Origin of the sequence: Brucella oryzae, from assembly GCF_041929965.1 — a bacterium.
GTDB lineage: Bacteria > Pseudomonadota > Alphaproteobacteria > Rhizobiales > Rhizobiaceae > Brucella > Brucella oryzae.
This window is the reverse complement of sequence record NZ_JBHEEO010000006.1, coordinates 132,866-156,203: the sequence shown is the minus strand read 5'-3', so window position 1 is coordinate 156,203 and position 23,338 is coordinate 132,866. Positions and strand designations below refer to the sequence as shown.

Below are 23,338 nucleotides of genomic sequence, written 5' to 3'. Positions count from 1 at the left end.
AAACAAGCCACAATTCAGCAATCCGTCATCATTTTTTTCCGTCAACTTTCCGCGGCCCGCATTTGCCCCACGTCGTCTTCAGATAGTTCGACACAGCTTCGAGCTTCGGGTCAGAGAGGAACCCCTGACGAAAGAGAATGCTCCCTTTCACCTCTGGCAAAGATTCATTGAGTTCTAACTGGCGTTTAATTTCGGTTACGCCCTCACCCGCCTGCCAACTAGGCTCAAGTGTGGTTCCGGAGCCCGCCCGATAGAGTGCCAAGCCGATATAGAGATCAGTCTTCGTACCGCGAACCGTATCGGCCCACCATTTGGCAATCGTCCCATAGGACACATCTTTGCGGCCAAAGGACCAATAAATCTGCGGCGCGATATAGTCGATCATGCCTTCTTTCACCCAACGCCGGGTGTCAGCAAAATCTCCGTCATAGTTGGTTTTTCCGGCACGGGTTGCAGAACCGCGCGTATCCTCCGCAGCGTTGCGCCATACACCGCTCGGGCTGATACCAAAACGGACATTTGGTTTGGTGGCTTTTATCCTGTCTGAAATTTCCCGCACCAGCGTATGGGTATTGTAGCGGCGCCATTCATATTTGCTCGAAAAGCGTGTGCCAAACCGTGCATATGATTTGTCATCGTTAAGTTTCGACGATGCTGTTTCGTAGTAGAAATAATCATCGAACTGAATGCCGTCGACATCATATTTCTGCACGACCTCTGTCGTCACATTCGTCACCCACTCGCGAACCGCCGGAATACCGGGATCGAGGACATAACGGTCGGCTGAAACACCGACCCAATCTGGATGGGACTTGAAAACACTGACTGGCGACTCGTTTGACGAATTCTGCAATTCCTTGCGGGTAGACGGCTTCGTATCCATTGAGACACGATAAGGATTAAGCCATGCATGCAGTTCTATGCCGCGCTTATGCGCTTCGTGAATTGCAAACTTCAGCGGATCAAAGCCCGGATCTTTACCGAGAGTTCCAGTCAGATAGGAAGACCACGGCAAATAGGATGACTGGTAAAATGCATCGGCAGTCGGCGAAACCTGAAAAATGACGGCATTGATACCATGCTCGGATGCTTCATCAAAAAGCTTGAGCAATTCCTGCTTCTGGCGCTTTATGCGTTCGGCATCGTTCTCAATGCGGGATGAACTACGCGACGGCCAATCCAGATTGAGAACTGTCGCTATCCAGCTGGCATGAAATGTGTCGCAGTCGAGAGGCATGAAATAGTTCCGTCTAAACAACTTGTCAGGCAAGGGGTTTGATATGGCTCTTTAACGCATTAGCTTAAAGATAGAAAAACAACAGCGAGGGCAGCATGTACAAGAATATTCTCGTAACGACCGATGGGTCAGAGTTTGCAGAGCGCGGGCTCGTCCACGCATTTAAACTGGCACATAAAGTCGGTGCGAAGGTGACAGTATTGACTGTAACCGCCCCCTATTCCGTTTCCGGACTTCCGGGCGGCTGGACGGATAGCCCTGCCTTCATTGAGCGCTTCGAGCAGGAATGGAACGAATATGCCGATAAAGCTCTCACTCGCGCTCGCGAACTGGCGGCTGAAGCTGAAGTCGGGATTCATACATTGCATGAGGTCGCCCCGCATCCGGCGACATCCATCATTGAGACAGCCAAGGAACTGCGCAACGATCTTATCGTCATGGCTTCCCATGGTCGTCGCGGACTGAAAGGAATGCTTCTCGGCAGTCAAACCTATGAAGTCCTCACTCGCGGCAACACGCCAGTTCTGGTGGTAAAATAAAGCAATATCGAAAAGGCCCGAAAGTATCGGGCCTTCTTCGCTATCAGCCAGTCTGATGACCTGTTGCGCTGTCGATATCGATACGGAAGAAGATCGGATCGAGTTTCCGTTCTTTCCCGTCCTTCGCAATCGTCTTTATATATGCTGGCTCCCACCACGTCGGTTCCGACGCCATAAGCGCGACGATCGAGTTCTTCTCGTCCTCACGTTCGATCTCCCGATAGCGGCCGTTCAATACAACGGTACGCCAATTGGTCCGGGATTCGATATGATCGAAAAGAATGCAAACCGCATCGTTCTTGCGCAGAGCTTCGGTCTTCTGCCCATCGGTAGTAAAAGAATAGAGCGAACCACCGCTGAACCGGAAACTGAGCGGTATGATAAACGGACGATTATCGAGAACATAAGCCAGCCGCCCCAGATGGGTGTGCTGTATCATGTCCCGGATATCGTATTCCGACATTTCCCTGATCATCATGACACGCCTCCACTGTTTGCTTATCTATCGATAAACTAACATAGGGCAGCGTTACGGCGTTGACCTTAATCAAAACATAAACGGGGCTAGTCTATCAGACGAACAAACGTCCTTCTGCAATCTTTACTGCGGTGCCTCCAATCCGTGCTCCTGTGAGCTGTTGCTTGGCGACGTCCAGTTCAAGACGAATCCGCGAGGGCCGCCCCATCTCCATTCCCTGCTCGATCCACCATTGCCAGCTGCCATCAACAGGCTTGTCGTTCTTCTGGATCATACCTGCAAAGGCAGCGGCAGCAGAGCCAGTAGCTGGATCTTCATAGAGATTGGCACCAGTTACAAACATACGCGCATGGAAATTGCTGTCGAATAGAATTGTTTCGCGGCAATATACGTAAATTGGTAAAGGTCGGCCATCGACGTGCGGCAGACTTTCGTTCACATAGACCGGGTCAATGGACACTTTTGCTGCCGCAATCAGATTATGCACCGGCACAAGCAGATAAGGCGTGCCCGCACTCCAGACGGCAGGTACATGGTTCTCAAATCCGATCTCATGCGTGCCAAGACCAATCGCGGCGGCGGCCTCCTCCTTCTCGACCTTGACGTCGAGCCTTTCCGGCAACCGAGGCAGATCGAACTCGGCGAATGCGCTGTTCTCACCAAGTATGACACCGCAACGAACAATGCCCACTTTTTCTTCCAAAGCCACGAGCCTGTCCGTTTCGTTGCCCATTTTGCAACGGCGAGCCAGCGACACGGCCGCTCCAACTGTTGGATGTCCAGCAAAGGGAAGTTCGTAGTCGGGTGTGAATATACGTACTGCCGCTTCATGCGCGGGATTGCTCGGCGGAAAAATGAACACCGTTTCAGAAAGATTGAACTCGCGTGCAATGGCCTGCATGCGCGTATCGGTCAAACCTTCGCTATCATGAACGACAGCCAGCGGATTTCCAGTCAGAGCCTTGTCGGCGAAAACGTCGAAAACCTCATAGAATCTGCCGGAAACGGCGGCGTCACTCATCCCTCATTCTCCCCTCAACAATGCTCGCAAAACCGACTGCAGGATCGCTTTGTCTCCAATGCTTCGTGCTTTTGCATTATTTGCGAGCATAGCCAATTTCACGCCGCTGTCATCTGCAAGTCTGACCAAGTTTTAGAGATTGTTGAAATGCCAGTCAGCAAAGGCTCGCACGTAAGTTGGCGTGGCCTCACCCATCGTCCCTGCTGCTTGCACCGGTATAATCTCTGCTAATTCGGGCTCCACCTCCACAGACAGGTGTTGTTGAATCCTCGATACCAGCTCCGTCGACGACACATCAAAATAATAACGCCGGAAAAGCGCAATGCTGCGATTGCCAGTCACGAGATTGATCTGCTGCTCCGCGGTGGCATCGTGAAGATCGAGGCCCGTTTCCTCGCGAACCTCCCGCTGCCGATTGGCGTCATAATCGACATATCCGTCAACGATATCATTATCATCCACTGAGCCCGCCGGAAAATAGACCTTTCCCGCTCCCGCATTGTGTTCACTCATGCGCCCGGCAATCAAATGCCCTTCACGCGAGACAATCACCCCGACACCGAAAATATGCCACGGACGTTCTTGCGATACGTCACGCCGCCAGTGCATCAGCGTCGCAAAGCTGGTGCGTTTGAAACCGGCCTGAAAAACGCCTCCTTTCAATTCAGCTTCCGGTGCCAGATAGAACTCGCCGTCGAACAAAGTGGGGTTCGTCGCCCGCTCGCGTATCCAGTTCGAAGCAATCGCGTCGCTATTCTCCACGGTATATGACAAAGGACCGGGCAACACCCGGACGTCTGCACTGTCGATAATATGGACGGTGTTTTCCCGGATGTGTTTCATCGCTCAAACCATATTTAGCGTCACTGCGACAGGACAATGATCACTCGCCTTCGGGCGATCCCATCCGGTTCTGGGATAACGGTCGACCTGTTGGTCGGGCGGAAAGATTGTGCGCCAGGGCTGACCACGCCGAATGATGTCCGGAACCGCCTTTTCATTCTTCTTCGCAAATGAAGGAGAAGCCATGATGTAATCGAGCTGGCAAAGATGACGCTCTTGCGGCCCGCGTGTGTGATAAAGCGTCCATCGGTCCATAATGGGGCGGCGTTCAACCAGATTGACAGCAAAGCCATCGGCCAAGAGCACGTCCAGCGCACTTTCTTCTTCAACCATCGGCGTGAACTGATAGCCATTCCATTCGTCACCGCCGATGATGATCCGCTCACGGTAATCATTGAAATCACCGCAAATCAACCAGCGGCGATTTGCAACGTTGGACGGCCCGAACTTATCCTCAATGATACGACGTATGGCGCGGGCTTCCGCGCGCCGCACAGGCAAAGATGCTGTCCGTCCATCAAAGCCGTTACGCGCACCCGTCATTGATTTCAGATGCGTCACGAAAAGCGATATAGGCTTTCCCGCAATGCGAATATCCACATTCAGGCAATCCCGCTTGAAAATACGGTCATGGGGCTCAAGCCCGAGTTCTCCAAGGACAGGCTCGTAGAGACCGAAATCATTGTAGGTTACATAAGCGTAGCTTGTGACTTCATCGATTTCGATAGGCTGTCCGTCCCGTGTCGTGTCGCGCATCATAACGGCGACATCAATGCCGCGGCTATCATTACCGTCTATGAGATATTTATGCCGGAAGCCATGGCCGATCATCTTGAAAAGATAGCTATACTCGAAAGCATTGAGCGCAGCGAGATTATCCACCTCCTGCAGACAAAGAATATCGGCTCTTGTTTCTGCGATAGCGAGAGCTGTCATCTGACGCGTATCGTCTGCGTACGCCACAGCACGCGCCTGCTCGAGAAGGCGATACTGCGCCTCATCATTGATTTCGAACAATTGTAAGGTGCGATCCTGATGCAATTCATTGCGAAAGCCGGAAAAATCGAACCGGCGCATCAGATTTTCGACATTGAAAGTAGCTATGGTAAACATGTCTCCGCAATCTCTCTGCTTGCCGGGCGATTGGCAAGAGGATGCAACCAATAAATTTCTGCCGAAGCCGTGACTTGGATATAGAATATACCCATATATCGGGAGAACGTTGATTGAAGCGAGCCAGAACGATGCGAAAAATGCTGCGCCTGACAATATTGACCGGACTATTCGTTGCTGGCATTGCAAGTGCGGGTTCAGCCGTCGAACTGCGCAACAGCCAATATCTTCCCTCACTAAAACCAAGCGGACCGTTGATTATCGGCGGTCAGGCAGGTGCCAATCGCACAGATCCGAGCGCTCGTAACTGCTACGGTTCAACGCTTTGTCGGGAGAGTGGGACTTATATTACCGAACACGGCGTATTGAACTACAAGAACGGCGATGCCCTGCAATATAGACGCACAATGCAGCCGCCAACTGCGGGGGCGAAACCGAGCAGCAACCATATCCAGTGGTGTTCAAACCGCTATCGCAGCTACCGGACTTCTGACAACACATACCAGCCATTAGCCGGTCCGAGAACAGGTTGCAATTCGCCGTTCCAGTAAGGAAAAGTCGGGTCAAAACCCGACTTTGTATTCGCATCAATCAGGCAGCAGCGGACTTCGTATGGGCCCGTATCAAACGGCCAAGACGCTTGATGCCTTCATCAATCATCTCATCATTGGCGCATGAATAGCTGAGACGCAGTGTGTTGGCACCGGTGCCATCGGCAAAAAATGCCCGACCCGGAACAAACGCCACTTTCTCGCTATCGATGGATGCAGCAAGCAGTCCCGCACCATCCATACCTTCTGGCAGCGTAACCCAGATGAACATGCCGCCTTCGGGCTTCGTCCAGCTTGTGGTCTCCGGCATATATTTCGCCAGCGCTTCGAGCATTTTGTCGCGACGGTGCTTATAAACCTTGTGAAGCTTTGCTACCTGAACGCCAAAGCCGTTGCTCGCAACACGCTGAATGGCAATCTGGTTGATCGTAGACGAATGAAGGTCTGCAGCCTGCTTCATCAGAACAAGCTTGCGAATAACCGGCTTCGACGCCACCACATAGCCGACGCGCAAACCCGGCGCCAGCGTCTTGGAGAAAGAGCCGCAATAGATAGTGCGGGTCTTCTCGATGTCGCCATCGTGACGGGCAATGTCGAGTGCCAGGATAGGCGAAATCGCATCGCCATTGTAGCGAAGATACTGATAGGCCGCATCCTCGATCACCGGAATGTCGAGTTCGTCGGCTTGCGCGAGCAGTTTCTCACGACCGGCACGATCGACGGTTTCCCCGGTCGGATTGCTGAAATCGGCAGACAGATAAGCGAACTTGACCTGACCGCCGGCGTTCTTGGCAGCTTCAGCGTAGGACGCTGGGGTACGATTGCCATTGATCGCCAGCGTATCGTAGTTCGGCTCATAAGCGTTGAAAGCCTGCAGCGCTCCGAGATAGGTCGGCGCTGTCACAAGTGCTGTGTCAGCAGGCGACAAAAACAGCTTGCCCAGATAATCGAGAGCCTGCTGCGAACCCGATGTGATAAACACATTGTCTTCCGTGCAGGGAATGCCGATCTTGGCAAGCTCTCCGACCAGCCAGGTGCGCAGAGGCTTGTAGCCTTCCGAAACAGAATATTGCAGCGCGGCATTGGCTTCAGGGCCGGTAAGAATATCCTTATAAGCTGCCTGGAATTCTTCGTGCGGGAAAAGCGCCGGATCTGGAATACCACCCGCAAACGAGATGATATCGGGGCGTTCCAGAAGCTTCAGCAGTTCGCGGATTTCCGATGCGCGCATACGTTTCGAGCGCGTTGCAAATACATTTTCCCAGTCCAACACGGGAAATCTCCTCAATTAGACTATCCGTACATTTTACGGAACTTGTAATAGCTAAGTCTCCTCAAAACTTGGCTACTGGATGTGAAGCTCTAGCGCACTTTTCAGCAGACGAGAACAGCTTTTCCCATGCTTCTATGGAATAAAGATATTCGGAATTGTTTTGGCCTTCAAAGTGCACGAAACGAAAAAACTGGCGCCGAATTTGGGTTCTTTTCGTTCGCTATATGCTCGCGGCGGATCCCGTCATGACGCACTATGCATGAAGGGGGCGCAAGAAACGCCCCCTCTTTTCATGCTTCGTAGAATTCCAAAATCAGATGATATTCCGGCTCTGGCGTTTGCGTCATTTGCAGGCAACCAGAACCTGAACCTCCCTGATCTTAGTTGCGAGCCTTGTCGACCAGCTTGTTCTTTTCGATCCAAGGCATCATGGCGCGCAGCTTGCCACCAACTTCTTCGATCTGATGAGCGTCGTTGAGACGACGGATGCCCTTGAAACGTGCGCCGCCGGCCTTCCATTCCTGCATCCAGTCCGAGGTGAACTTGCCAGTCTGGATGTCCTTCAGGACGCGCTTCATTTCAGCCTTGGTTTCTGCAGTGATGATACGCGGGCCAGTGACGTATTCGCCCCACTCGGCAGTGTTCGAGATCGAGTAGTTCATGTTGGCGATGCCGCCTTCGTAGATCAGATCCACAATCAGCTTCATTTCATGCAAGCACTCGAAGTAGGCCATTTCCGGCGCATAACCAGCCTCAACCAAAACTTCGAAACCGGTGCGGATCAGCTCGACAACGCCGCCGCAAAGAACAGCCTGCTCACCGAACAGGTCGGTTTCGCACTCTTCCTTGAAGGTGGTTTCGATAACGCCCGAACGACCGCCGCCAACGCCCGAAGCGTAGGAGAGAGCCAGATCATGAGCATTGCCCGAGGCGTCCTGATGAATGGCAATGAGGCAAGGAACGCCGCCACCCTTCTGGTATTCGCCGCGAACCGTATGGCCTGGGCCTTTCGGTGCGATCATGACGACGTCAACCGACTTCTTCGGCTCGATGAGGCCGAAATGCACGTTAAGTCCGTGGGCGAAGGCGATTGCTGCGCCATCACGAAGATTGTCGTGAATGTGCTCCTTGTAGATATCAGCCTGCAACTCGTCAGGGGTTGCCATCATCATGAGATCAGCCCACTTGGCGGCATCGGCAACGTTCATCACTTCGAAGCCGTCGGCCTGTGCCTTCTTCGCGGTCGCAGAACCCTCACGAAGAGCCACACGCACGTTAGCGGCACCGGAATCCTTGAGGTTTAGCGCATGGGCGCGGCCCTGGCTGCCATAACCGACGATAACCACCTTCTTCGACTTGATCAGGTTAACGTCTGCATCCCGATCGTAGTAAACGCGCATTTCCTTATTCCCTTCGTTCAGATTGTTCTTCGGCTTTCTTGCGTCCACCGATGTGTTAGGCCCCGTAAAGGGCGAAAAACTGCTTGGTGGCCCGCCGGGCATCCCGGATAACCACGTCATCAGTCAGTTCCAGATGGTCGCCAAGCAGCAACCGTATTTGCATGTCCCGGACGACGAGCCCGAAAAAAGTGCGAAACGCCTCATCGATATCGTCGAAGGCCAGTAAACGCGCCTCCTGCCCCATATGAAGAATGGGTTTGAGACGCTTGGCCATGGCCACAGGACCGTTGGCCAGGACGATATCACCCAATGTCGATTTGCCGGACGCTGCATGGCTCACCGCCAGCCGGTTCAGCGCAATCGATGTTTCTCCCGATAGCACCAGCAACCAGTCGCGTGCGAAATGCTCCAGGCTCGAAAAAAGAGACTCCGCATCCAGCTTCTCGCGGGTCAGCGGCACCACGCGGACCTTCGATGCCTGCCAGCGAACCATCGCCGTCAGCAGACCATCGCGATCACCAAACCATTTGTAGAGGCTTTCTTTCGAGCAGTTGGCGGCACGTGCGATACTTGCCGTCGTCAAAGCGCGATCCCCGCCTTCCACTAGAAGGCGCAACGCCTGCTCCAGAACATCGTTCTGACGCGGCGAAAGAGCCTGCTGCTTTTGAGCCTGCAATTCGTCGCGGGTATCAGTCACGGGCCTCTTCCTCCACCTTGTACCGTACGGTACGGTTCCTAATTCATAATTATTGTTTCGTCACCGGTCAAGCATGTTCTCAAAAATTACCGCTGCCCAATGCATGATTAGTTTTCATCGATATAAGAATTTAAAAAAGCGCCTTCCCGACACCGGGAAAGCGCTCTTTAAAATGATCGGTACAGAAGGGTTTACAAATTCACCTGCGTTCCGATTTCCACCACACGGCCAGTCGGAATCTGGAAATATTCGGTCGCGTCCGACGCCGTTCGCGCGAGCAGGATGAACAGCTTGTCCTGCCAGAGCGGCAGACCGGAATGGGCCGAAGCCTTGAGCGACCGGCGCGACAGGAAGAACGACGTCGTCATGATATCGAACTTCCAGCCAAGCTTGCGACAAATGCCGAGAGCGCGCGGAATATTCGGCTGCTGCATGTAGCCGAAGGTCAGCGTCACCTGCATGAAACGCTCATTATATTGCGAAACACGCGCGCGGTCGGCGCTTGAAACCCATGGCTTCGATGCGGTCACGACCGTCAGTATGACATTGTTCTCATGCAAAACCTTGTAATGTTTCAGACTGTGCATGAGCGCCGTCGGAGCGCTTTTGGGGTCGCCAGTCAGGAATACGGCTGTGCCCGGCACAATAGTCGGAGGGCGTTTGGTCATTTGCTGGACGATGAGATCAAGCGGAACTTCAGCCTTGCGGGTCTTGTGAAAGAGATGCCGCGTCCCACGTACCCACGTCCACATGATGAGAACGAGTACGATCGCGATACCAATTGAAGCCCAGCCGCCCTCATGAACCTTGATGATGTTCGCACTAAAGAACATCATATCAATGACGAGAAAACCCAGAATAATCGGCAGGGCGCGGCTCACTCGCCAGTTCCAGATGCGGGTCATAACGATATAGAGCAGAACTGTGGTGACCAGCATGTTGCCGGTGACCGCAATGCCATATGCTGCAGCCAGATTACTGGATTTCTCGAACCCGAGCACAAGAATGACCACCGCCAGCCCCAAAAGCAGGTTAACGCGCGGAATATAGATTTGGCCGTGCAGTTTTTCCGAAGTGTGCTGAATTTCAAGACGCGGCAGAATGTTGAGCTGAACAGCCTGACGCGCCACCGAATAAGCGCCAGTAATAACCGCCTGGCTGGCTATCACAGTCGCCGCCGTGGCCAGCAGGACCATAGGCCAAAGCGCAAAGCTCGGCATCATCTGGAAGAACGGCAATGCTGCGGCTTCACCATGCGACAGGATAAATGCAGCTTGTCCAAAATAGTTGAGCAACAGACATGGGAACACGATCCACAGCCACGCACGTACAATCGGCTTGCGTCCGAAATGTCCGAGATCGGCGTAGAGAGCTTCGGCACCGGTCATCGCGAGGAACACGGCGCCAACCGTGATGAACGCCACACCAGGACTAACCGTCAGAAAGCGCACCGCGTAATAGGGATTGAGCGCCATCATCACTGTGGGGTCATCGAAAATATGCCAGAGTCCCGACGCGCCCAGCGCCAGAAACCACAAAGCCATAATCGGTCCGAAGACGATGGCAACCTTGCCCGTGCCCAATTTCTGCACCGAAAACAACGTCACGAGAATAACGACTGTTATAGGAACCACAAACGGCGTGAGATCTGGAGCGACGATCTCAAGGCCTTCCATTGCAGACAGAACCGAAATTGCAGGTGTAATAACTGCATCGCCAAAGAACAATGCCGCTCCGCAAATTCCCACCCCAAGTATCAGGTCCGGCCTTCCCTTCAATGCACTTCTGACAAGGGCCATCAGCGAGAGAATACCGCCTTCACCATTGTTATCGGCACGCAGCACAAACAAAACATACTTGATCGTAACGACCAGTGTCAGCGCCCAGAAGATGAGCGACACCACACCCAGAATGTCACTACGGGCGAGAATGCCGTCACTCGCCGCCGCATGGAGAGCTTCGCGAAAAGCATAGATTGGGCTCGTGCCGATGTCACCATAAACGACGCCCAGCGCTCCAAGCACCAGTGTCTTCATGCTCTCGTTGTGCTGCTCGGCATCTTCAGCAAAAGCGACGCTCTCAGGAACGCCGACGGCGGGCATAGCGGCCTGTACCGGTGTGTCATTACCATTTAGCTCGCCGCTCATGTGCCGGCACCTCGCAACTTCCTGAAACGGTTCTGGCTGGAATTACTGGGGACAAAATTGAAATAATGAGTGTATTCGCAAAAATTGCGAATTGCAGCATCGTGGCCGCACCTTTGCCCAAATCACTTTTAATCATAGATATTGCATCGATTGAGGTGGCAATCCGTCCGAATGCAATAACTGTTGAATTGCCTCGGCGCGGAAAGCGGACGTCGGAAAACTGCTTCAATGCTTCCCTCATACGATCCTGCGCGCCCCCAACGCATATAATTAGTGGCGGACGCCTAAAGCCTGCTTGACCCGAATGCAAATGCACTTTTTGCACAGCTGCAATTTAAGCCATGCATTGAGCGCATTGACTGACGTGTTACGTCAGTGCCGCGATGTAGCGGCTGACCGTTAGCGGCATCCCATACATCAGTGCATCGGCTGTCAATCCATGTCCAATGGAAACTTCGCTCAACCTCGGAATACGTTTCACCAGCGCAGGCAAGTTTTCTACCGTCAAATCGTGTCCTGCATTGACGTCTAGCCCCAACGCTGTAGCCGCGTTTGCCGCCTTTTCCAATCGATCCAGTTCACGCGCTGCAGCAGCCGGGTCATCATAGGTTGCACCATAGGGACCCGTATAGAGCTCCACACGATCCGCACCAGTAGCCTTAGCAAGTTCGTAGCCTACCGGATCAGGGTCAGCGAATAGCGACACTCGCATTCCACCGGCTTTAAGCCGGGCCACGACCGGAGCTAGAAAATCAGCTTTCGACACGAAGTCCCAGCCATGGTCGGATGTCGCCTGCGTTGGATCATCAGGCACAAGCGTTACCTGCTCAGGCTGATGCTTTTCTACCAAATCGAGAAAGGCCTCGCTCGGAAAGCCTTCGATATTGAACTCTGCCTGCGGAAACTCATCATCAATCAGAGCGCGAATATCCCCCAGATCAGAAAACCGGATGTGACGCTGATCGGGACGCGGGTGAACAGTCAAACCAGCGGCACCGGCAATAAGAGCAGCTCGACCCAGACCGGTAACACTTGGCCAAGGCAAATCGCGCCTGTTACGCAGCATCGCAATGGCATTAAGATTGACCGATAATTTCGCAGGCATTGAAGACTCCCGGATGAATATTCCGCTTTATAACGCCTGTTCCGGAAAAATGTGAGTATTTTGCTGTCATACTGCAACTGCAATCCCCAACTGTGAAATCCGCTTGTAACAAACTGGGTTTGCAGGGCTTTCAAGCTCGCATCAATTTACGGTGTAATCGCAACCTTTGTCCCTGCATCGGCGTTTAAAACAGATCAATTACGGAGGTCTACAATGCGAAATGATGACATACCCGTCATTCGCCGCATTCCAACCAATCGGGGCGATGTTTTCGCGTTTGCAATTGAAGGGCATCTTGATGATGCGTCATTGGAGAATCTCTACGGACTTCTCGACGCGGCCTATGAAACGCATGAAGAAATCGATCTTCTGATCCGTCTCACTGGTTATGAGGGGGTCGACTGGACGGCGGCGTTTTCGGAAAGCATGCTCTCCATGCGTTCAAAATCTCTCAAAAAGCTCCGTCATTATGCAATCGTCGGCGGCCCTTTGTGGATTCAAGCCAGCATAACGCTTATGCAGCCTTTTCTATCGATAGAACTTCGCGCATTCGAAGCGGACGAGGAAAACGAAGCATGGGAATGGCTCAGCGCCCGACCCGCAGACGAATAATTATTTAACTATCGTCAGACGTTCGGCCGCACGAGTGATCGCTGTATAAAGCCACCGCTCACGCGTATCGCGAAACGCGAAACTTTCATCAAAAAGCACGACCTCGTCCCATTGGGAGCCCTGCGCTTTGTGCACGGTCAAGGCATAACCATAATCGAAATCGTCGTAGCGCTTCTTGGTCTGCCACGGAATTTCACTATCGGGATCTTCGAACTGCGCTTTGAGCAGCTTGATCTTCGCCACACCGCGATCATCGTCCTCGGGTGTAACCAGAAGATTGATGCCTGGCTTCACCGTCTCCTTGGACGAGGTCATCACCTTCCAAAGCGAGCCATTGAGAAGCCCCTTCGCAGGATCGTTGCGCAGGCAGACCAGTTTGTCACCGGCCTGCGGGTAATCCGCAGTAAACCCTTTTAACTCCCGAAGACGCTGGTTATAGCGGCGTCGCGTTCGATTGGTGCCGACGAGTACCTGATCGGCAGACAGCACCATTTCCTGATTGACGTCGCCTTTTCCGATGACCTTTGCGGCACCATAGTCCCCATAGGGAAGTTCACGCCCTTCCCGCACATCGAGCGCCATACGAATGATCGGATTGTCCTGTGCCTGACGATGAATCTCGGTCAGGAGATAATCCGGTTCGTGTTCCGTAAAAAACCCCCCGCCGGAAATGGGAGGTAATTGTCCTGGATCACCAAGAACGAGGATGGGAGTGCCGAAACTCATCAGATCCCGTCCCAGCGCTTCATCGACCATGGAACATTCGTCCACGACGATCATCGCCGCTTTTGCGACAGGGCTTTGTCGGTTAAGCGAAAAAGTCGGCGCAATGGAAGTCTTGCCGGTGGCTTCATCTTCAATCGCCTCTTCGCCGCGCGGACGATAGATCAGCGAATGAAGCGTGCGGGCATTACTCGCACCTTTCGAGCGCAAAACCTGTGCTGCCTTTCCAGTGAAGGCGGCAAATTGCACATCCCCATCCACATGCTCGGCGAAATAGCGGGCGAGCGTCGTCTTGCCCGTACCGGCATAGCCGAACAACCTGAAGATTGGGGATTGCCTCTCCTTCAGCCACTTGCTGACTGCCGTCAAAGCCTGATTCTGCTTCGGTGAAAACTGCATGCTCCGTTCAGACAAGATTCGTCGGTTAAAAACAAGTGAAATAGGAGAACAAAACAGCATCAAAGCCACAAACCCAATATATAGGATACGCATAAAAAATTTAAGTATACCTAATTAACAATATTAATCAAATTCAATAAACTAATATGAAAACTCACCGCAGTAAAATTCACTATGAATTAACGAAGTTACATTATTATTACCACTATAAAGGAGCACCATAATGATGCTTGTTACTTTTTTTGTATTGGCAATTTCATTAATTATTGGATGGTTTGGACGTCCAACCATCGCAATATTCCTTATTATAATTTGCCTATCATTAGCTGTTAAACAATTTCTATGGGAAATATACAGCCCCGAATATGGTTTCAGAATGCCATGGATTCAGACGCGTATTATCGACCAACCATGGCAACGACAATTCTCTTTTGCTTTCGTTACAAATCAGGAACCTCATGGAGAAGCAGCATGAGCGCTTTCAATCTAGACTTTGGCACAGCTGAACGAAGGACATCCATTACCCTGCTCTCCCTCTATCTTCTGGGTATGATGGCAACCATTGCGGCCATTCTTACAGCTGCCATGACACTCCAATACGTCGATGGCGAATTGCCTTGTCCGCTATGCCTTCTACAGCGTCTCGCGATGTTGGGCGTTTGCTTTGGCATTATGCTTCAGTTCCGGCACGGCTATTCATACCGCAATACGGGCTTGAGCATGATTTTCTCACTGTTCCTACTGATCATATCAGTACGACAGACATTGCTCGATATCTATCCACGCCCCGGGCATGCATACATTGGCAGCACGGTCTTTGGTCTCCATCTGCCAGTCTGGTCAATTCTCATTGCAGTGGCACTTTTGGTTGCCTTCGCATTTCAACTGATCATCTGGGGCGGCAACCCGCAATTACAGCAAAAATCTCTGACACAGTCGCCGCTGCTACGCGCATTTGCTGCGGTGTTAAGCTTGTATGTGATAGTGATTGGCGTGATTAATTTCGTGTCGGTTGGCGTCCAGTGCGGCCTCAACGAATGTCACACCTTTGGCTATGCCCTGCTCAAATGACAGATAGGCAGCGGCCGAGGAGACGCCTCCAGCCGCTGCCATCTATTGACTGGCTAGCATCGCTAATTTTTCCATATCGACATTGCCACCGCTGACGATTACCCCTACCCGCTTGCCACTTAGTATCGATGCCATCTGGCGTGCACCAGCAAAAGCGAGGCAACCCGTAGGCTCGACCACCATTTTCATCCGACTGGCGAAGAATCTCATGCCTTCAACCAGTTCATCGTCGCTGACGGACAGAATATCGCGAACGGTTTCGCGGATAATGGCAAAGGTCATGTCTCCAAGAGCTTGCGTCTGCGCGCCGTCCGCCAGTGTCTTCGGCACGTCGATATGGACTATCTTGCCAGAGCGGAACGATTGCTGACCGTCATTTCCCGCCGCCGGCTCCACGCCGTAGACATCACAGCCCGGCGACAAGGCTTTCGCCACAAGTGCCGAACCTGCAAGCAGACCACCACCGCCGAGACAAACGAACAATGCATCAAGAGGCCCGGTTTCCTCAATCAGCTCCTTGGCGGCGGTTCCCTGTCCGGCAATGATATCGGGATGATTGAACGGTGGAATGAGCGTCAGCCCACCCTCTTCGGCCAGACGCTTCGAGATCACATCGCGGTCTTCTTCATAGCGGTTATAGGTGACAACCTTCGCTCCATAGCCTCGCGTTGCATCAAGTTTCGCTTGCGGCGCATCCTCAGGCATGATGATGGTCGCGCCAATGCCGAGCAGTTTTGCTGCGAGTGCTATCGCCTGTGCGTGGTTACCAGACGAAAAAGCCAGTACACCTCGCGCCTTCTGCTCATCCGTGAACCGCGACAGGGCATTGAAAGCACCGCGAAACTTGAAGGCACCGATGCGCTGGAAATTCTCGCATTTGAAAAAGAACTGTGCGCCGGTTTCGCGGTCGATAGTTGGCGATGTGAATACCGGCGTATGGTGCGCGTAACCTTCGATCTGCTTTGCGGCAGAAACCACATCATCATAAGTTGGAAGCTGGTTACTCATTAGCCCTTCACCCTTATTTCAGCATCGGCCACAGGCTCAAGACGAGCAGCAAGGCCATGATAAAATTGAACCATTTCAAACGAACAGGATCGGAAAGCCAGTTGCGCAGCAATGTGCCAAATCCTGCCCAGACCGAAACGCTCGGCAAATTCACAATCGCAAAGGCGGCGCTGACCAGAAATACCGCGACATAATAGTTGTCATGGCTGGCATAGGTGGCAATTCCAGTGATCGCCATCACCCATGCTTTCGGATTGACCCATTGGAAGGCCGCGGCCTGAAAGAAGGTCATTGGCTTGCTTTTATCGCCGTGTTTTGCCTCTCCGATAGAACGCGACATGGCAATTTTCCAAGCGAGATAAAGCATATAGGCGCCACCAGCAAATTTCAGCGCGGCATAGAATGACGGCGCAGTTTCGATCAAAGTGCCAAGACCAAAACCAATCGCCAGCAACAATATGAAAAAGCCTACACCGATCCCCAGCATATGCGGAATCGTACGGCGGAAACCGAAGTTTACGCCCGACGCTAGAAGCATCAGATTGTTTGGCCCCGGCGTAACGGACGAGACGAAGGCGAAGACAAGAAGTGCCAGAAAAATTTCAACAGACATGTGACAGCCCCAGTTTATAGGGACAAATTAGCTTAATAAAAAACCGGCACAATCGAAACATTGTACCGGTTATCAATGATATTGTATCGATTTTGATTGGAAGCTTACATACTTTCTGGACCACGATTCATGGCAGCGACACCCGTGCGGCAGGTTTCAACCAGTCCGAGCGGCTTCATGATCGAGATAAACTGATCAATCTTGGCGGTCTTTCCGGTAATCTCCAGAATGAAATGATCTGTCGTTGCGTCGACCACCTTCGCCTTGAACGCATCGGCAAGACGAAGCGTTTCCGCCCTTGCCTCGCCTTTGCCGGCGACCTTCACCAGCGCCAGTTCACGCTCAACCGGACGGTCATGACCAAGCTCCGAAGCGCGATGGCTTAGATCGACTACGCGGTGAACTGGAACAATACGAGCCAGCTGGTGGCGGATCTGGTCGAGGACATGCGGCGTGCCCCGCGTCACAATTGTAATGCGCGACAAGTGTTTTTCATGCTCGGTTTCCGAAACCGTCAGGCTTTCAATGTTGTAGCCACGCCCCGAGAAAAGGCCGATCACGCGGGCAAGGACACCCGGTTCGTTGTCGACGAGGACGGCGAGCGTGTGCGTTTCCGGCGTTTGTGTTTCGGCAGCGATAAAATAGGCCGATCCGGAAGCTAGGTTCTGTGCATTCATGATTTCTTTCCTCCGGATCAGACGAGCGCGCGGCCCTTGGCATCGATGGCGTTGGCAACGGCCTCATCTGTTGCTTCATCTGGCAACAACATTTCGTTATGCGCCTTGCCTGATGGGATCATTGGGAAGCAGTTGGCCAGATTTGCTACGCGGCAATCGAAGATAACCGGCTTGTCGATGTCGATCATTTCCTGAATGGCAGCATCGAGATTACCCGGCTTGTCGCAGCGAATACCGTGCGCGCCATAGGCCTCGGCCAGTTTGACGAAATCCGGCATCGCCTCGGTATAAGAGTGCGACAGACGGTTACCATGCAGCAGTTGCTGCCATTGGCGCACCATGCCCATATACTGGTTGTTCAGGATGAAGATCTTGATCGGCGCATTATGCTGGATAGCAGCCGACATTTCCTGAATGCACATCTGGATCGAGGCATCGCCTGCAATGTCGATAACCAGCGCATCAGGGTGCGCGATCTGCACGCCGAGTGCCGCCGGCAGACCATACCCCATGGTGCCGAGGCCACCAGAGGTCAACCAGCGGTTTGGCTCATCAAAGCCATAGAACTGCGCGGCCCACATCTGGTGCTGGCCAACTTCCGTGGTGATATAGGTCTTCCGATCCTTGGTCAGTTCATACAGCCGCTGAATTGCATATTGCGGCATGATAACGTCCTTGTTCGGCGCATAGGCGAGCGAATTGCGGGCGCGCCAGCGATCGATCTGCTCCCACCAGGCGCCGATTGCCTGCTTTTCCGGCTTCTTTTCAGAGGCACGGAATTGCCGAACAATATCTTCCAGAACATGCGCGACATCGCCGATGATTGGAACATCGACGCGAACGCTTTTGTTGATCGATGATGGGTCGATATCGATATGGATTTTCTTCGAGTTCGGAGAAAATGCATTCAGACGTCCGGTTATACGATCATCGAAACGCGCGCCGACGCACAACATGACATCGCAATCGTGCATGGTCATATTGGCTTCGTAGGTGCCATGCATACCGAGCATGCCGAGCCAGTTCTTAGCTGATGCCGGATAGGCGCCGAGCCCCATCAGCGTTGACGTGATGGGGAAATTGCTGATCTCCACCAGCTCGCGCAGCAGACGGGAAGCTGCCGGGCCGGAATTGATCACGCCGCCGCCGGAATAGATGACTGGCTTCTTTGCATTGACCAGCAGACGAACCGCATCCGAAATTGCCTGCGCATTGCCGTCGAGAACCGGACGGTAGCTGGTACGCGGCGCAGTTTCCGGTGACGTATAAATGCCCTTGGCAAACTGGATATCCTTCGGAATATCGACCACAACGGGACCTGGACGACCGGTGGAAGCGACATGAAAGGCTTCGTGTAGGATGCGCGCCAGATCGTTGACATCCTTTACCAGCCAGTTGTGCTTGGTGCAGGGGCGCGTGATACCAATCGTATCGCATTCCTGAAACGCATCGGAGCCGATCAGCGTTGTCGGAACCTGACCGGAGATGCAAACCAGCGGAATGGAGTCCATCAGGGCATCCTGCAGCGGCGTGACGGCATTGGTCGCACCCGGACCAGACGTAACGAGCATCACACCGACTTTGCCGGTCGAACGTGCGTAGCCCTCCGCAGCGTGTCCCGCACCCTGCTCGTGACGGACCAGAACGTGCTGAACCTTGTCCTGCTGGAAAAGCTCGTCATAGATCGGAAGCACGGCGCCACCGGGATAACCGAAGATGCTCTCCACACCCTGATCGATCAAAGCCTGAATGACCATTTCAGCGCCGGTCATTTCGCGTGGGTTGCTCGCTTCTTGCGTTTCTGCGGCGTTTGCGTCCGCCTCACGTTTACCTGCAGTCATTGCTCTCTTCCCGTCGTCTGCATTTCATTTCTGATTTGGATAATAAAAAAGGCCCCCGAGGGAGCCTGTCTTTCGCGCATGGGAGCTTTCGCCGGATGGTTACACCATCCTGCCCATGCGCGCCCGTACCACAAGAATAATAATCGTGTTCATGGTGGCGGACACTAATCGCCGGATTTGGCGTCGTCAACGCATAAATACATTGCTGCGATATTTTCTTAGGCTCACCCGCCCCGAACGATAACTTTATTTCAACAGAAGATTCTTATCCTGACACGAAACCTCCTGTTGAAAGTTGGGGCGAAGTGGGCAGCATGAGCGAATTCGGGGATAGTTCCAACGCGCGAGAACAGGGCAAATATGTACAGCGCAATCGTACGGAAGGCTATGTCATCCAATGCGACGGCGAGAGCGCCATTGTCTCGGCATTGTCAGGTCCCTCTTCGGCAGCATCCGACGATTATTGGGCCGTAGGCCAGCTTATATCCATTCAGACAGGAGACAATCGCGTCGTTGGCCTCATCCGCAACGTGCTTGTTCCCGGAGATATTTGGATACGCGGCGGTGATAACACTCTTCATGTCCATGTCGAGTTTCTGGGTGAAGTTCGTGTACAGCCGACCGGACAAACCACTTTCAACGGCGGCATTTCGCAATTCCCCCACCCCGGCGCTATTGCACATCGCATCCGCGCCACCGATCTTGCTGCGATTTATGCACAAACCGGTCACAGCAGCGTTTCAATCGGTACTCTCACGCAGGATGCAACCGTTCCCGCCTACATATCGGTCGATGACCTTATCTCCCGGCATTTTGCTATCGTCGGCACAACGGGCGTCGGAAAATCGAGCGCAGTCATGCTGCTGCTACGCCGGATCGTCACCGAAAAACCCAATCTGCGTGTGCTCATTCTCGATCCACACAATGAGTTTGCAAGCGCATTCCCGGATCTTGCAGTTGCAGTCGATCAGACGAACATCGAACTACCATTCTGGATGCTGCGACTTGATGAATTTGCAGATGTGATCTTTCGTGGGCGCGCGCCGGACCCAATGGAGCTCGATATACTGCGTGATCTGGTTCAGCTAGCCCGTGAAAAAATGCAGGGTACTGAACTGTCAGCCACGAAAACATTGCGACGACAGCTTGCCGACCGCCAGAGCGTCAGCGCCGACACGCCCATCGCCTATCGTCTGCTTGACCTGATAGCCCTTATCGACGAGCGGATGGGACTTCTCGACAGCAAGGCGGAACGTCCCTACCTGCGCAGCCTTAAGGTTCGGCTGGAATCGATCTCCGCCGATCCCCGCTTCCGCTTCATGTTCGCCGTAACTGGTGGCCCGGAAACAATGCGGCAGGCCATTGGCCGGATTTTCCGCATCCCGCAGAACGAAAAGCCCATCTGCACATTCCAGCTTGCCGGTTTACCGTCCGAGGTTATCAATGCCGTTGCTTCCGTCTTGTGTCGTCTGGCATTCGATATCGCTCTTTCAAGCGAGGGCAGCCTGCAGACGCTCGTGATCTGTGAAGAAGCCCACCGTTATATTCCCGCCGACCGCGACGCCGGGTTCTGGCCAACAAGACAAGCCATAGCGCGAATTGCCAAAGAAGGTCGGAAATACGGCTCCTATCTCGGAGTGATAAGCCAGCGCCCTGGCGAACTTGACCCAACGATCCTCTCACAGTGCAATTCGATTTTTGCGATGCGGCTGGGTAATGAGCGCGATCAGGAAATCATCAGGGGGGCTATTCGTGGCGGCGCGCAAAGCATGGCTGGCTTTCTGTCATCAATCGCTAACCGCGAGGCCATTGCGTTCGGCGAAGCCTTCTCCACACCAATGCGCCTGACATTCGAAACCATCCCGCCGCATCAGCTTCCCGGACGCAGCAAGAGCAAAAGCGCTTTTTCAAGCTGGCGCAGCGAAGGCAAAATATCGCTCGACCGTATCGTGGAAAGACTGCGTGCTTTTGAGAACAGTTCGCAAGCGCAACCGGTGGACCAGAGCGGAGACGAGGATAATCTGTGGGGCAGCCCGGTCTCCACCAATCGCCGGGACCAAACGCCTACGGACGAAACTTACCATCGCTCTTCTCCGTCGAAGCCGCAAACATCACTCAGCCTCGACACAAAACAGAGCATTGAGAAGATGGGCGAACTGGTGCGGAGCTTTCGCAAGGACCGCGATCGCTAGTTTAGCGAACCGAAATTCGTATCAGCCTGGAACTAAGCACAGACGCGGTTACGGCCCATGTTCTTCGCGGCATAGAGCATCTTGTCGGCGCGACGATAGAGGTCCTTCGAGTTCTCGCGCCGGTCCCAAATGGCAAGACCGATACTGACGGTAACGCCAAGCTTCTCATCGCCCAGATCGATTTCAAGCGTCGATATGGCCTTGCGGATACGATTGGCAAGCTTGATCATCAATTCTGCATCCATGTTCGGCGCAAGCACTGCGAACTCCTCGCCGCCAAGCCGGGCAACGACATCATGATACCGCGTATAGTCCTTCAGACACCGCGCCACTTCTTGCAGCACGATATCGCCAATGTCATGCCCATATGTATCGTTCACTGTCTTGAAATGATCGAGATCGATAATCATCAACCCCACAGGGCGCTGAATCCGGTCGAACTGGACCAGATATTCCTTCAGCGCCTCATCGAAATATCGCCTGTTCTGCATGCCTGTCAGGCTATCCGTCAGCGCTGCATGTTCGAGGGTCTGCGACCGTTCGGAAAGATCCTGCGTAATGACCTGCAGCTTGCCGCGGTCCTGCGCATCGGTACGGATTTGCGGATAGATCAGGAATAACCCGCAAGCAATGGTTGCAATCAACACCCATATTGTGACGTAACTCAACTGATCGAGTCTCGAAACCAGTTCCGACGCACTCACATCAAGAGGCAATGTCTGCAATTGTCCGATGTCGACACGAGCTTGATATAGCAACAGCCCAATACCGAACATCAAAACAATCAGAATAAAAAATGCTCGCTCCGATTTATGAAACCGCATAGTCCGCGCCCGCCTCTCCTGTTTCAGAGAGTGCCAGCGAGTTATTTCGTTGTCGTTAATTGAGCGAAGGCATCATCAGAATTTGCATTCACACACCAGCGATCATCGAGCTGATTTCGAAACCAGGTCGACTGGCGCTTTGCATATTGCCGGGTGGCGATAACCGAACGTTCAATTGCTTCTTCCCGCGACATCGAGCCTTGCAGAAATGCCGTGATCTCACGCACACCGATGGCCTTCATTGCGGGCAACGCCGGATCGAGATCAAGCATCAGCAACGCTTTGACTTCATCAATCGCGCCATTGTCCCACATCAGGGCAAAACGCCGGGCAATACGCTCTGAAAGCCATGACCGGTCCGGCAGCAATACGATCTTGCGCGCGCTCTCATCGTCTGCCAGTGCCTGCCCTTTCGTCTGCTGCCAAGCAAGAAGCGACTTTCCGGTGCCTTCAAGAACTTCCAGCGCCCGAACGATGCGCTGGCTGTCGAAGGGTTGAAGGGTTGCGGCCATATCCGGGTCACGTTCGCTGAGAAGCCGGTGAAGAAGTTCCGGACCGTCCGTCTCCATACGTCCTCGCCAGTAGGCGCGAACATCAACCGGCACCTCTGGCATCTGCGACAGTCCACCAAGCAGCGCTCTGAAATAAAGCCCCGTCCCGCCAACAAAGATTGGGGTCCTGTGCTTCATGGCAGGTTGAGATAGCAGGTCAGCCACATCATCCAGCCATCGTCCGGTCGAATAGGATATCGATGGGGCGACATGTCCATAGAGATGATGTTCTGCGGCGGCGAGATCCGCTTTATCCGGTCGCGCAGTCAGAAGATCAAGAACATCGTAAACCTGCATGGAATCAGTGTTCACAATAAAGCCGCCAGTCTCACAAGCCAAACGAATGGCAAGTGCCGACTTGCCGCTGGCCGTCGGGCCAGCTATCAGGATTGCATTCGTGACCGCATTCTCACTCATCGCCGG

At 53.3% G+C, this 23,338-nt stretch carries 23 protein-coding genes; 6 read left to right on the top strand and 17 right to left on the bottom strand.

The window, feature by feature from the left end:
• Positions 1–28 precede the first annotated feature (28 nt).
• Positions 29–1,237 carry a glycoside hydrolase family 10-like protein gene (locus tag JNC70_RS08375; protein ID WP_104755915.1) on the bottom strand — a complete coding sequence of 403 codons (1,209 nt, stop codon included), beginning with the start codon at positions 1,235–1,237 and terminating at the stop codon, positions 29–31.
• A gap of 95 nt (positions 1,238–1,332) precedes the next feature.
• On the opposite strand from JNC70_RS08375, the gene JNC70_RS08370 reads away from it, so the two are divergent.
• Positions 1,333–1,776 carry a universal stress protein gene (locus JNC70_RS08370; RefSeq protein WP_104755916.1) on the top strand — a complete coding sequence of 148 codons (444 nt, stop codon included), beginning with the start codon at positions 1,333–1,335 and terminating at the stop codon, positions 1,774–1,776.
• A 43-nt stretch (positions 1,777–1,819) separates the two neighbouring features.
• On the opposite strand, the gene JNC70_RS08365 is transcribed toward JNC70_RS08370, so the two are convergent.
• From JNC70_RS08365 to JNC70_RS08350, 4 genes are all read right to left on the bottom strand, one after another.
• Positions 1,820–2,254 carry a pyridoxamine 5'-phosphate oxidase family protein gene (locus tag JNC70_RS08365; RefSeq protein WP_104755917.1) on the bottom strand — a complete coding sequence of 145 codons (435 nt, stop codon included), beginning with the start codon at positions 2,252–2,254 and terminating at the stop codon, positions 1,820–1,822.
• Positions 2,255–2,348: 94 nt separating this feature from the next.
• A complete protein-coding gene (locus JNC70_RS08360; RefSeq protein WP_104755918.1) occupies positions 2,349–3,275 on the bottom strand; it encodes a PhzF family protein in 927 nt (308 codons plus the stop codon).
• 132 nt (positions 3,276–3,407) lie between these two features.
• Entirely contained in the window at positions 3,408–4,118 is a 711-nt protein-coding gene (locus JNC70_RS08355) for an NUDIX hydrolase (protein ID WP_104755919.1), read from the bottom strand.
• 3 nt (positions 4,119–4,121) lie between these two features.
• The gene (locus tag JNC70_RS08350) at positions 4,122–5,231 is read right to left on the bottom strand and encodes an endonuclease/exonuclease/phosphatase family protein (RefSeq protein WP_104755920.1); all 1,110 of its coding nucleotides are present in this window, start codon (positions 5,229–5,231) and stop codon (positions 4,122–4,124) included.
• Between the two features lie 131 nt (positions 5,232–5,362).
• Here JNC70_RS08350 and JNC70_RS08345 point away from each other — a divergent pair, with 131 nt between their 5' ends.
• On the top strand, positions 5,363–5,782 hold the full coding sequence (locus JNC70_RS08345) for a BA14K family protein (RefSeq protein ID WP_104755921.1): 420 nt from the start codon (positions 5,363–5,365) through the stop codon (positions 5,780–5,782).
• 40 nt (positions 5,783–5,822) lie between these two features.
• On the opposite strand, the gene JNC70_RS08340 is transcribed toward JNC70_RS08345, so the two are convergent.
• From JNC70_RS08340 to JNC70_RS08320, 5 genes are all read right to left on the bottom strand, one after another.
• Positions 5,823–7,055: an aminotransferase-like domain-containing protein gene (locus tag JNC70_RS08340; protein WP_104755922.1), complete on the bottom strand. Its 1,233-nt coding sequence runs from the start codon at positions 7,053–7,055 to the stop codon at positions 5,823–5,825.
• Between the two features lie 380 nt (positions 7,056–7,435).
• Positions 7,436–8,455, bottom strand: a complete 1,020-nt coding sequence (gene ilvC / locus JNC70_RS08335; protein ID WP_104755923.1) for a ketol-acid reductoisomerase — start codon at positions 8,453–8,455, stop codon at positions 7,436–7,438.
• A 55-nt stretch (positions 8,456–8,510) separates the two neighbouring features.
• Positions 8,511–9,152: a TetR/AcrR family transcriptional regulator gene (locus JNC70_RS08330; protein ID WP_104755924.1), complete on the bottom strand. Its 642-nt coding sequence runs from the start codon at positions 9,150–9,152 to the stop codon at positions 8,511–8,513.
• A gap of 191 nt (positions 9,153–9,343) precedes the next feature.
• Positions 9,344–11,299, bottom strand: a complete 1,956-nt coding sequence (locus JNC70_RS08325; RefSeq protein ID WP_104755925.1) for a potassium transporter Kup — start codon at positions 11,297–11,299, stop codon at positions 9,344–9,346.
• 367 nt (positions 11,300–11,666) lie between these two features.
• On the bottom strand, positions 11,667–12,404 hold the full coding sequence (locus JNC70_RS08320) for a pyridoxine 5'-phosphate synthase (protein WP_104755926.1): 738 nt from the start codon (positions 12,402–12,404) through the stop codon (positions 11,667–11,669).
• Between the two features lie 213 nt (positions 12,405–12,617).
• Between JNC70_RS08320 and JNC70_RS08315 the strand changes: the two genes are divergently transcribed.
• Positions 12,618–13,016, top strand: a complete 399-nt coding sequence (locus JNC70_RS08315) for a SpoIIAA family protein (RefSeq protein ID WP_104755927.1) — start codon at positions 12,618–12,620, stop codon at positions 13,014–13,016.
• On the opposite strand, the gene JNC70_RS08310 is transcribed toward JNC70_RS08315, so the two are convergent.
• The gene (locus JNC70_RS08310) at positions 13,017–14,138 is read right to left on the bottom strand and encodes an ATP-dependent DNA helicase (protein ID WP_104755928.1); all 1,122 of its coding nucleotides are present in this window, start codon (positions 14,136–14,138) and stop codon (positions 13,017–13,019) included. It abuts the gene before it with no gap.
• Between the two features lie 223 nt (positions 14,139–14,361).
• Between JNC70_RS08310 and JNC70_RS08305 the strand changes: the two genes are divergently transcribed.
• A complete protein-coding gene (locus tag JNC70_RS08305) occupies positions 14,362–14,613 on the top strand; it encodes a hypothetical protein (protein ID WP_104755929.1) in 252 nt (83 codons plus the stop codon).
• Positions 14,610–15,209, top strand: coding sequence for a disulfide bond formation protein B (locus JNC70_RS08300; RefSeq protein WP_104755930.1), 600 nt, complete (start codon positions 14,610–14,612; stop codon positions 15,207–15,209). Before JNC70_RS08305 ends, JNC70_RS08300 begins: the two co-directional genes overlap by 4 nt.
• A 42-nt stretch (positions 15,210–15,251) precedes the next feature.
• Here JNC70_RS08300 and JNC70_RS08295 read toward each other — a convergent pair whose 3' ends face one another.
• The 4 genes from JNC70_RS08295 to JNC70_RS08280 form a co-directional block, all read right to left on the bottom strand.
• On the bottom strand, positions 15,252–16,217 hold the full coding sequence (locus JNC70_RS08295) for a threo-3-hydroxy-L-aspartate ammonia-lyase (RefSeq protein WP_104755931.1): 966 nt from the start codon (positions 16,215–16,217) through the stop codon (positions 15,252–15,254).
• A gap of 13 nt (positions 16,218–16,230) precedes the next feature.
• Complete coding sequence (locus JNC70_RS08290) at positions 16,231–16,830, bottom strand: LysE family translocator (protein WP_104755932.1); 600 nt, start codon at positions 16,828–16,830, stop codon at positions 16,231–16,233.
• 104 nt (positions 16,831–16,934) lie between these two features.
• Positions 16,935–17,507, bottom strand: a complete 573-nt coding sequence (gene ilvN, locus JNC70_RS08285) for an acetolactate synthase small subunit (protein WP_104755933.1) — start codon at positions 17,505–17,507, stop codon at positions 16,935–16,937.
• 17 nt (positions 17,508–17,524) lie between these two features.
• Positions 17,525–19,348 (bottom strand): acetolactate synthase 3 large subunit, encoded by a 1,824-nt coding sequence (locus JNC70_RS08280; protein ID WP_104755934.1) that lies wholly within the window; start codon positions 19,346–19,348, stop codon positions 17,525–17,527.
• A 314-nt stretch (positions 19,349–19,662) separates the two neighbouring features.
• On the opposite strand from JNC70_RS08280, the gene JNC70_RS08275 reads away from it, so the two are divergent.
• Positions 19,663–21,540, top strand: a complete 1,878-nt coding sequence (locus JNC70_RS08275; protein ID WP_104755935.1) for an ATP-binding protein — start codon at positions 19,663–19,665, stop codon at positions 21,538–21,540.
• A gap of 32 nt (positions 21,541–21,572) precedes the next feature.
• Here the strand turns inward: JNC70_RS08275 and JNC70_RS08270 are convergent, their stop codons facing one another.
• Both JNC70_RS08270 and miaA read right to left on the bottom strand, forming a co-directional pair.
• Positions 21,573–22,364, bottom strand: a complete 792-nt coding sequence (locus JNC70_RS08270; protein WP_104755936.1) for a GGDEF domain-containing protein — start codon at positions 22,362–22,364, stop codon at positions 21,573–21,575.
• A gap of 41 nt (positions 22,365–22,405) precedes the next feature.
• Positions 22,406–23,332, bottom strand: coding sequence for a tRNA (adenosine(37)-N6)-dimethylallyltransferase MiaA (miaA, locus tag JNC70_RS08265; RefSeq protein ID WP_104755937.1), 927 nt, complete (start codon positions 23,330–23,332; stop codon positions 22,406–22,408).
• Between the last annotated feature and the right edge of the window lie 6 nt (positions 23,333–23,338).

Bases quoted from the DNA above. Each gene is read 5' to 3' on its own strand.
- miaA (WP_104755937.1), bottom strand. From the start codon at position 23,332: ATGAGTGAGAATGCGGTCACGAATGCAATCCTGATAGCTGGCCCGACG.
- JNC70_RS08270 (WP_104755936.1), bottom strand. From the start codon at position 22,364: ATGCGGTTTCATAAATCGGAGCGAGCATTTTTTATTCTGATTGTTTTG.
- JNC70_RS08280 (WP_104755934.1), bottom strand. From the start codon at position 19,348: ATGACTGCAGGTAAACGTGAGGCGGACGCAAACGCCGCAGAAACGCAA.
- JNC70_RS08300 (WP_104755930.1), top strand. From the start codon at position 14,610: ATGAGCGCTTTCAATCTAGACTTTGGCACAGCTGAACGAAGGACATCC.
- JNC70_RS08370 (WP_104755916.1), top strand. From the start codon at position 1,333: ATGTACAAGAATATTCTCGTAACGACCGATGGGTCAGAGTTTGCAGAG.
- JNC70_RS08355 (WP_104755919.1), bottom strand. From the start codon at position 4,118: ATGAAACACATCCGGGAAAACACCGTCCATATTATCGACAGTGCAGAC.
- JNC70_RS08345 (WP_104755921.1), top strand. From the start codon at position 5,363: ATGCGAAAAATGCTGCGCCTGACAATATTGACCGGACTATTCGTTGCT.
- JNC70_RS08310 (WP_104755928.1), bottom strand. From the start codon at position 14,138: ATGCAGTTTTCACCGAAGCAGAATCAGGCTTTGACGGCAGTCAGCAAG.
- JNC70_RS08325 (WP_104755925.1), bottom strand. From the start codon at position 11,299: ATGAGCGGCGAGCTAAATGGTAATGACACACCGGTACAGGCCGCTATG.
- JNC70_RS08315 (WP_104755927.1), top strand. From the start codon at position 12,618: ATGCGAAATGATGACATACCCGTCATTCGCCGCATTCCAACCAATCGG.
- JNC70_RS08290 (WP_104755932.1), bottom strand. From the start codon at position 16,830: ATGTCTGTTGAAATTTTTCTGGCACTTCTTGTCTTCGCCTTCGTCTCG.
- JNC70_RS08305 (WP_104755929.1), top strand. From the start codon at position 14,362: ATGATGCTTGTTACTTTTTTTGTATTGGCAATTTCATTAATTATTGGA.
- JNC70_RS08365 (WP_104755917.1), bottom strand. From the start codon at position 2,254: ATGATGATCAGGGAAATGTCGGAATACGATATCCGGGACATGATACAG.
- JNC70_RS08295 (WP_104755931.1), bottom strand. From the start codon at position 16,217: ATGAGTAACCAGCTTCCAACTTATGATGATGTGGTTTCTGCCGCAAAG.
- JNC70_RS08375 (WP_104755915.1), bottom strand. From the start codon at position 1,237: ATGCCTCTCGACTGCGACACATTTCATGCCAGCTGGATAGCGACAGTT.
- JNC70_RS08275 (WP_104755935.1), top strand. From the start codon at position 19,663: ATGAGCGAATTCGGGGATAGTTCCAACGCGCGAGAACAGGGCAAATAT.
- JNC70_RS08320 (WP_104755926.1), bottom strand. From the start codon at position 12,404: ATGCCTGCGAAATTATCGGTCAATCTTAATGCCATTGCGATGCTGCGT.
- ilvC (WP_104755923.1), bottom strand. From the start codon at position 8,455: ATGCGCGTTTACTACGATCGGGATGCAGACGTTAACCTGATCAAGTCG.
- JNC70_RS08350 (WP_104755920.1), bottom strand. From the start codon at position 5,231: ATGTTTACCATAGCTACTTTCAATGTCGAAAATCTGATGCGCCGGTTC.
- JNC70_RS08360 (WP_104755918.1), bottom strand. From the start codon at position 3,275: ATGAGTGACGCCGCCGTTTCCGGCAGATTCTATGAGGTTTTCGACGTT.
- ilvN (WP_104755933.1), bottom strand. From the start codon at position 17,507: ATGAATGCACAGAACCTAGCTTCCGGATCGGCCTATTTTATCGCTGCC.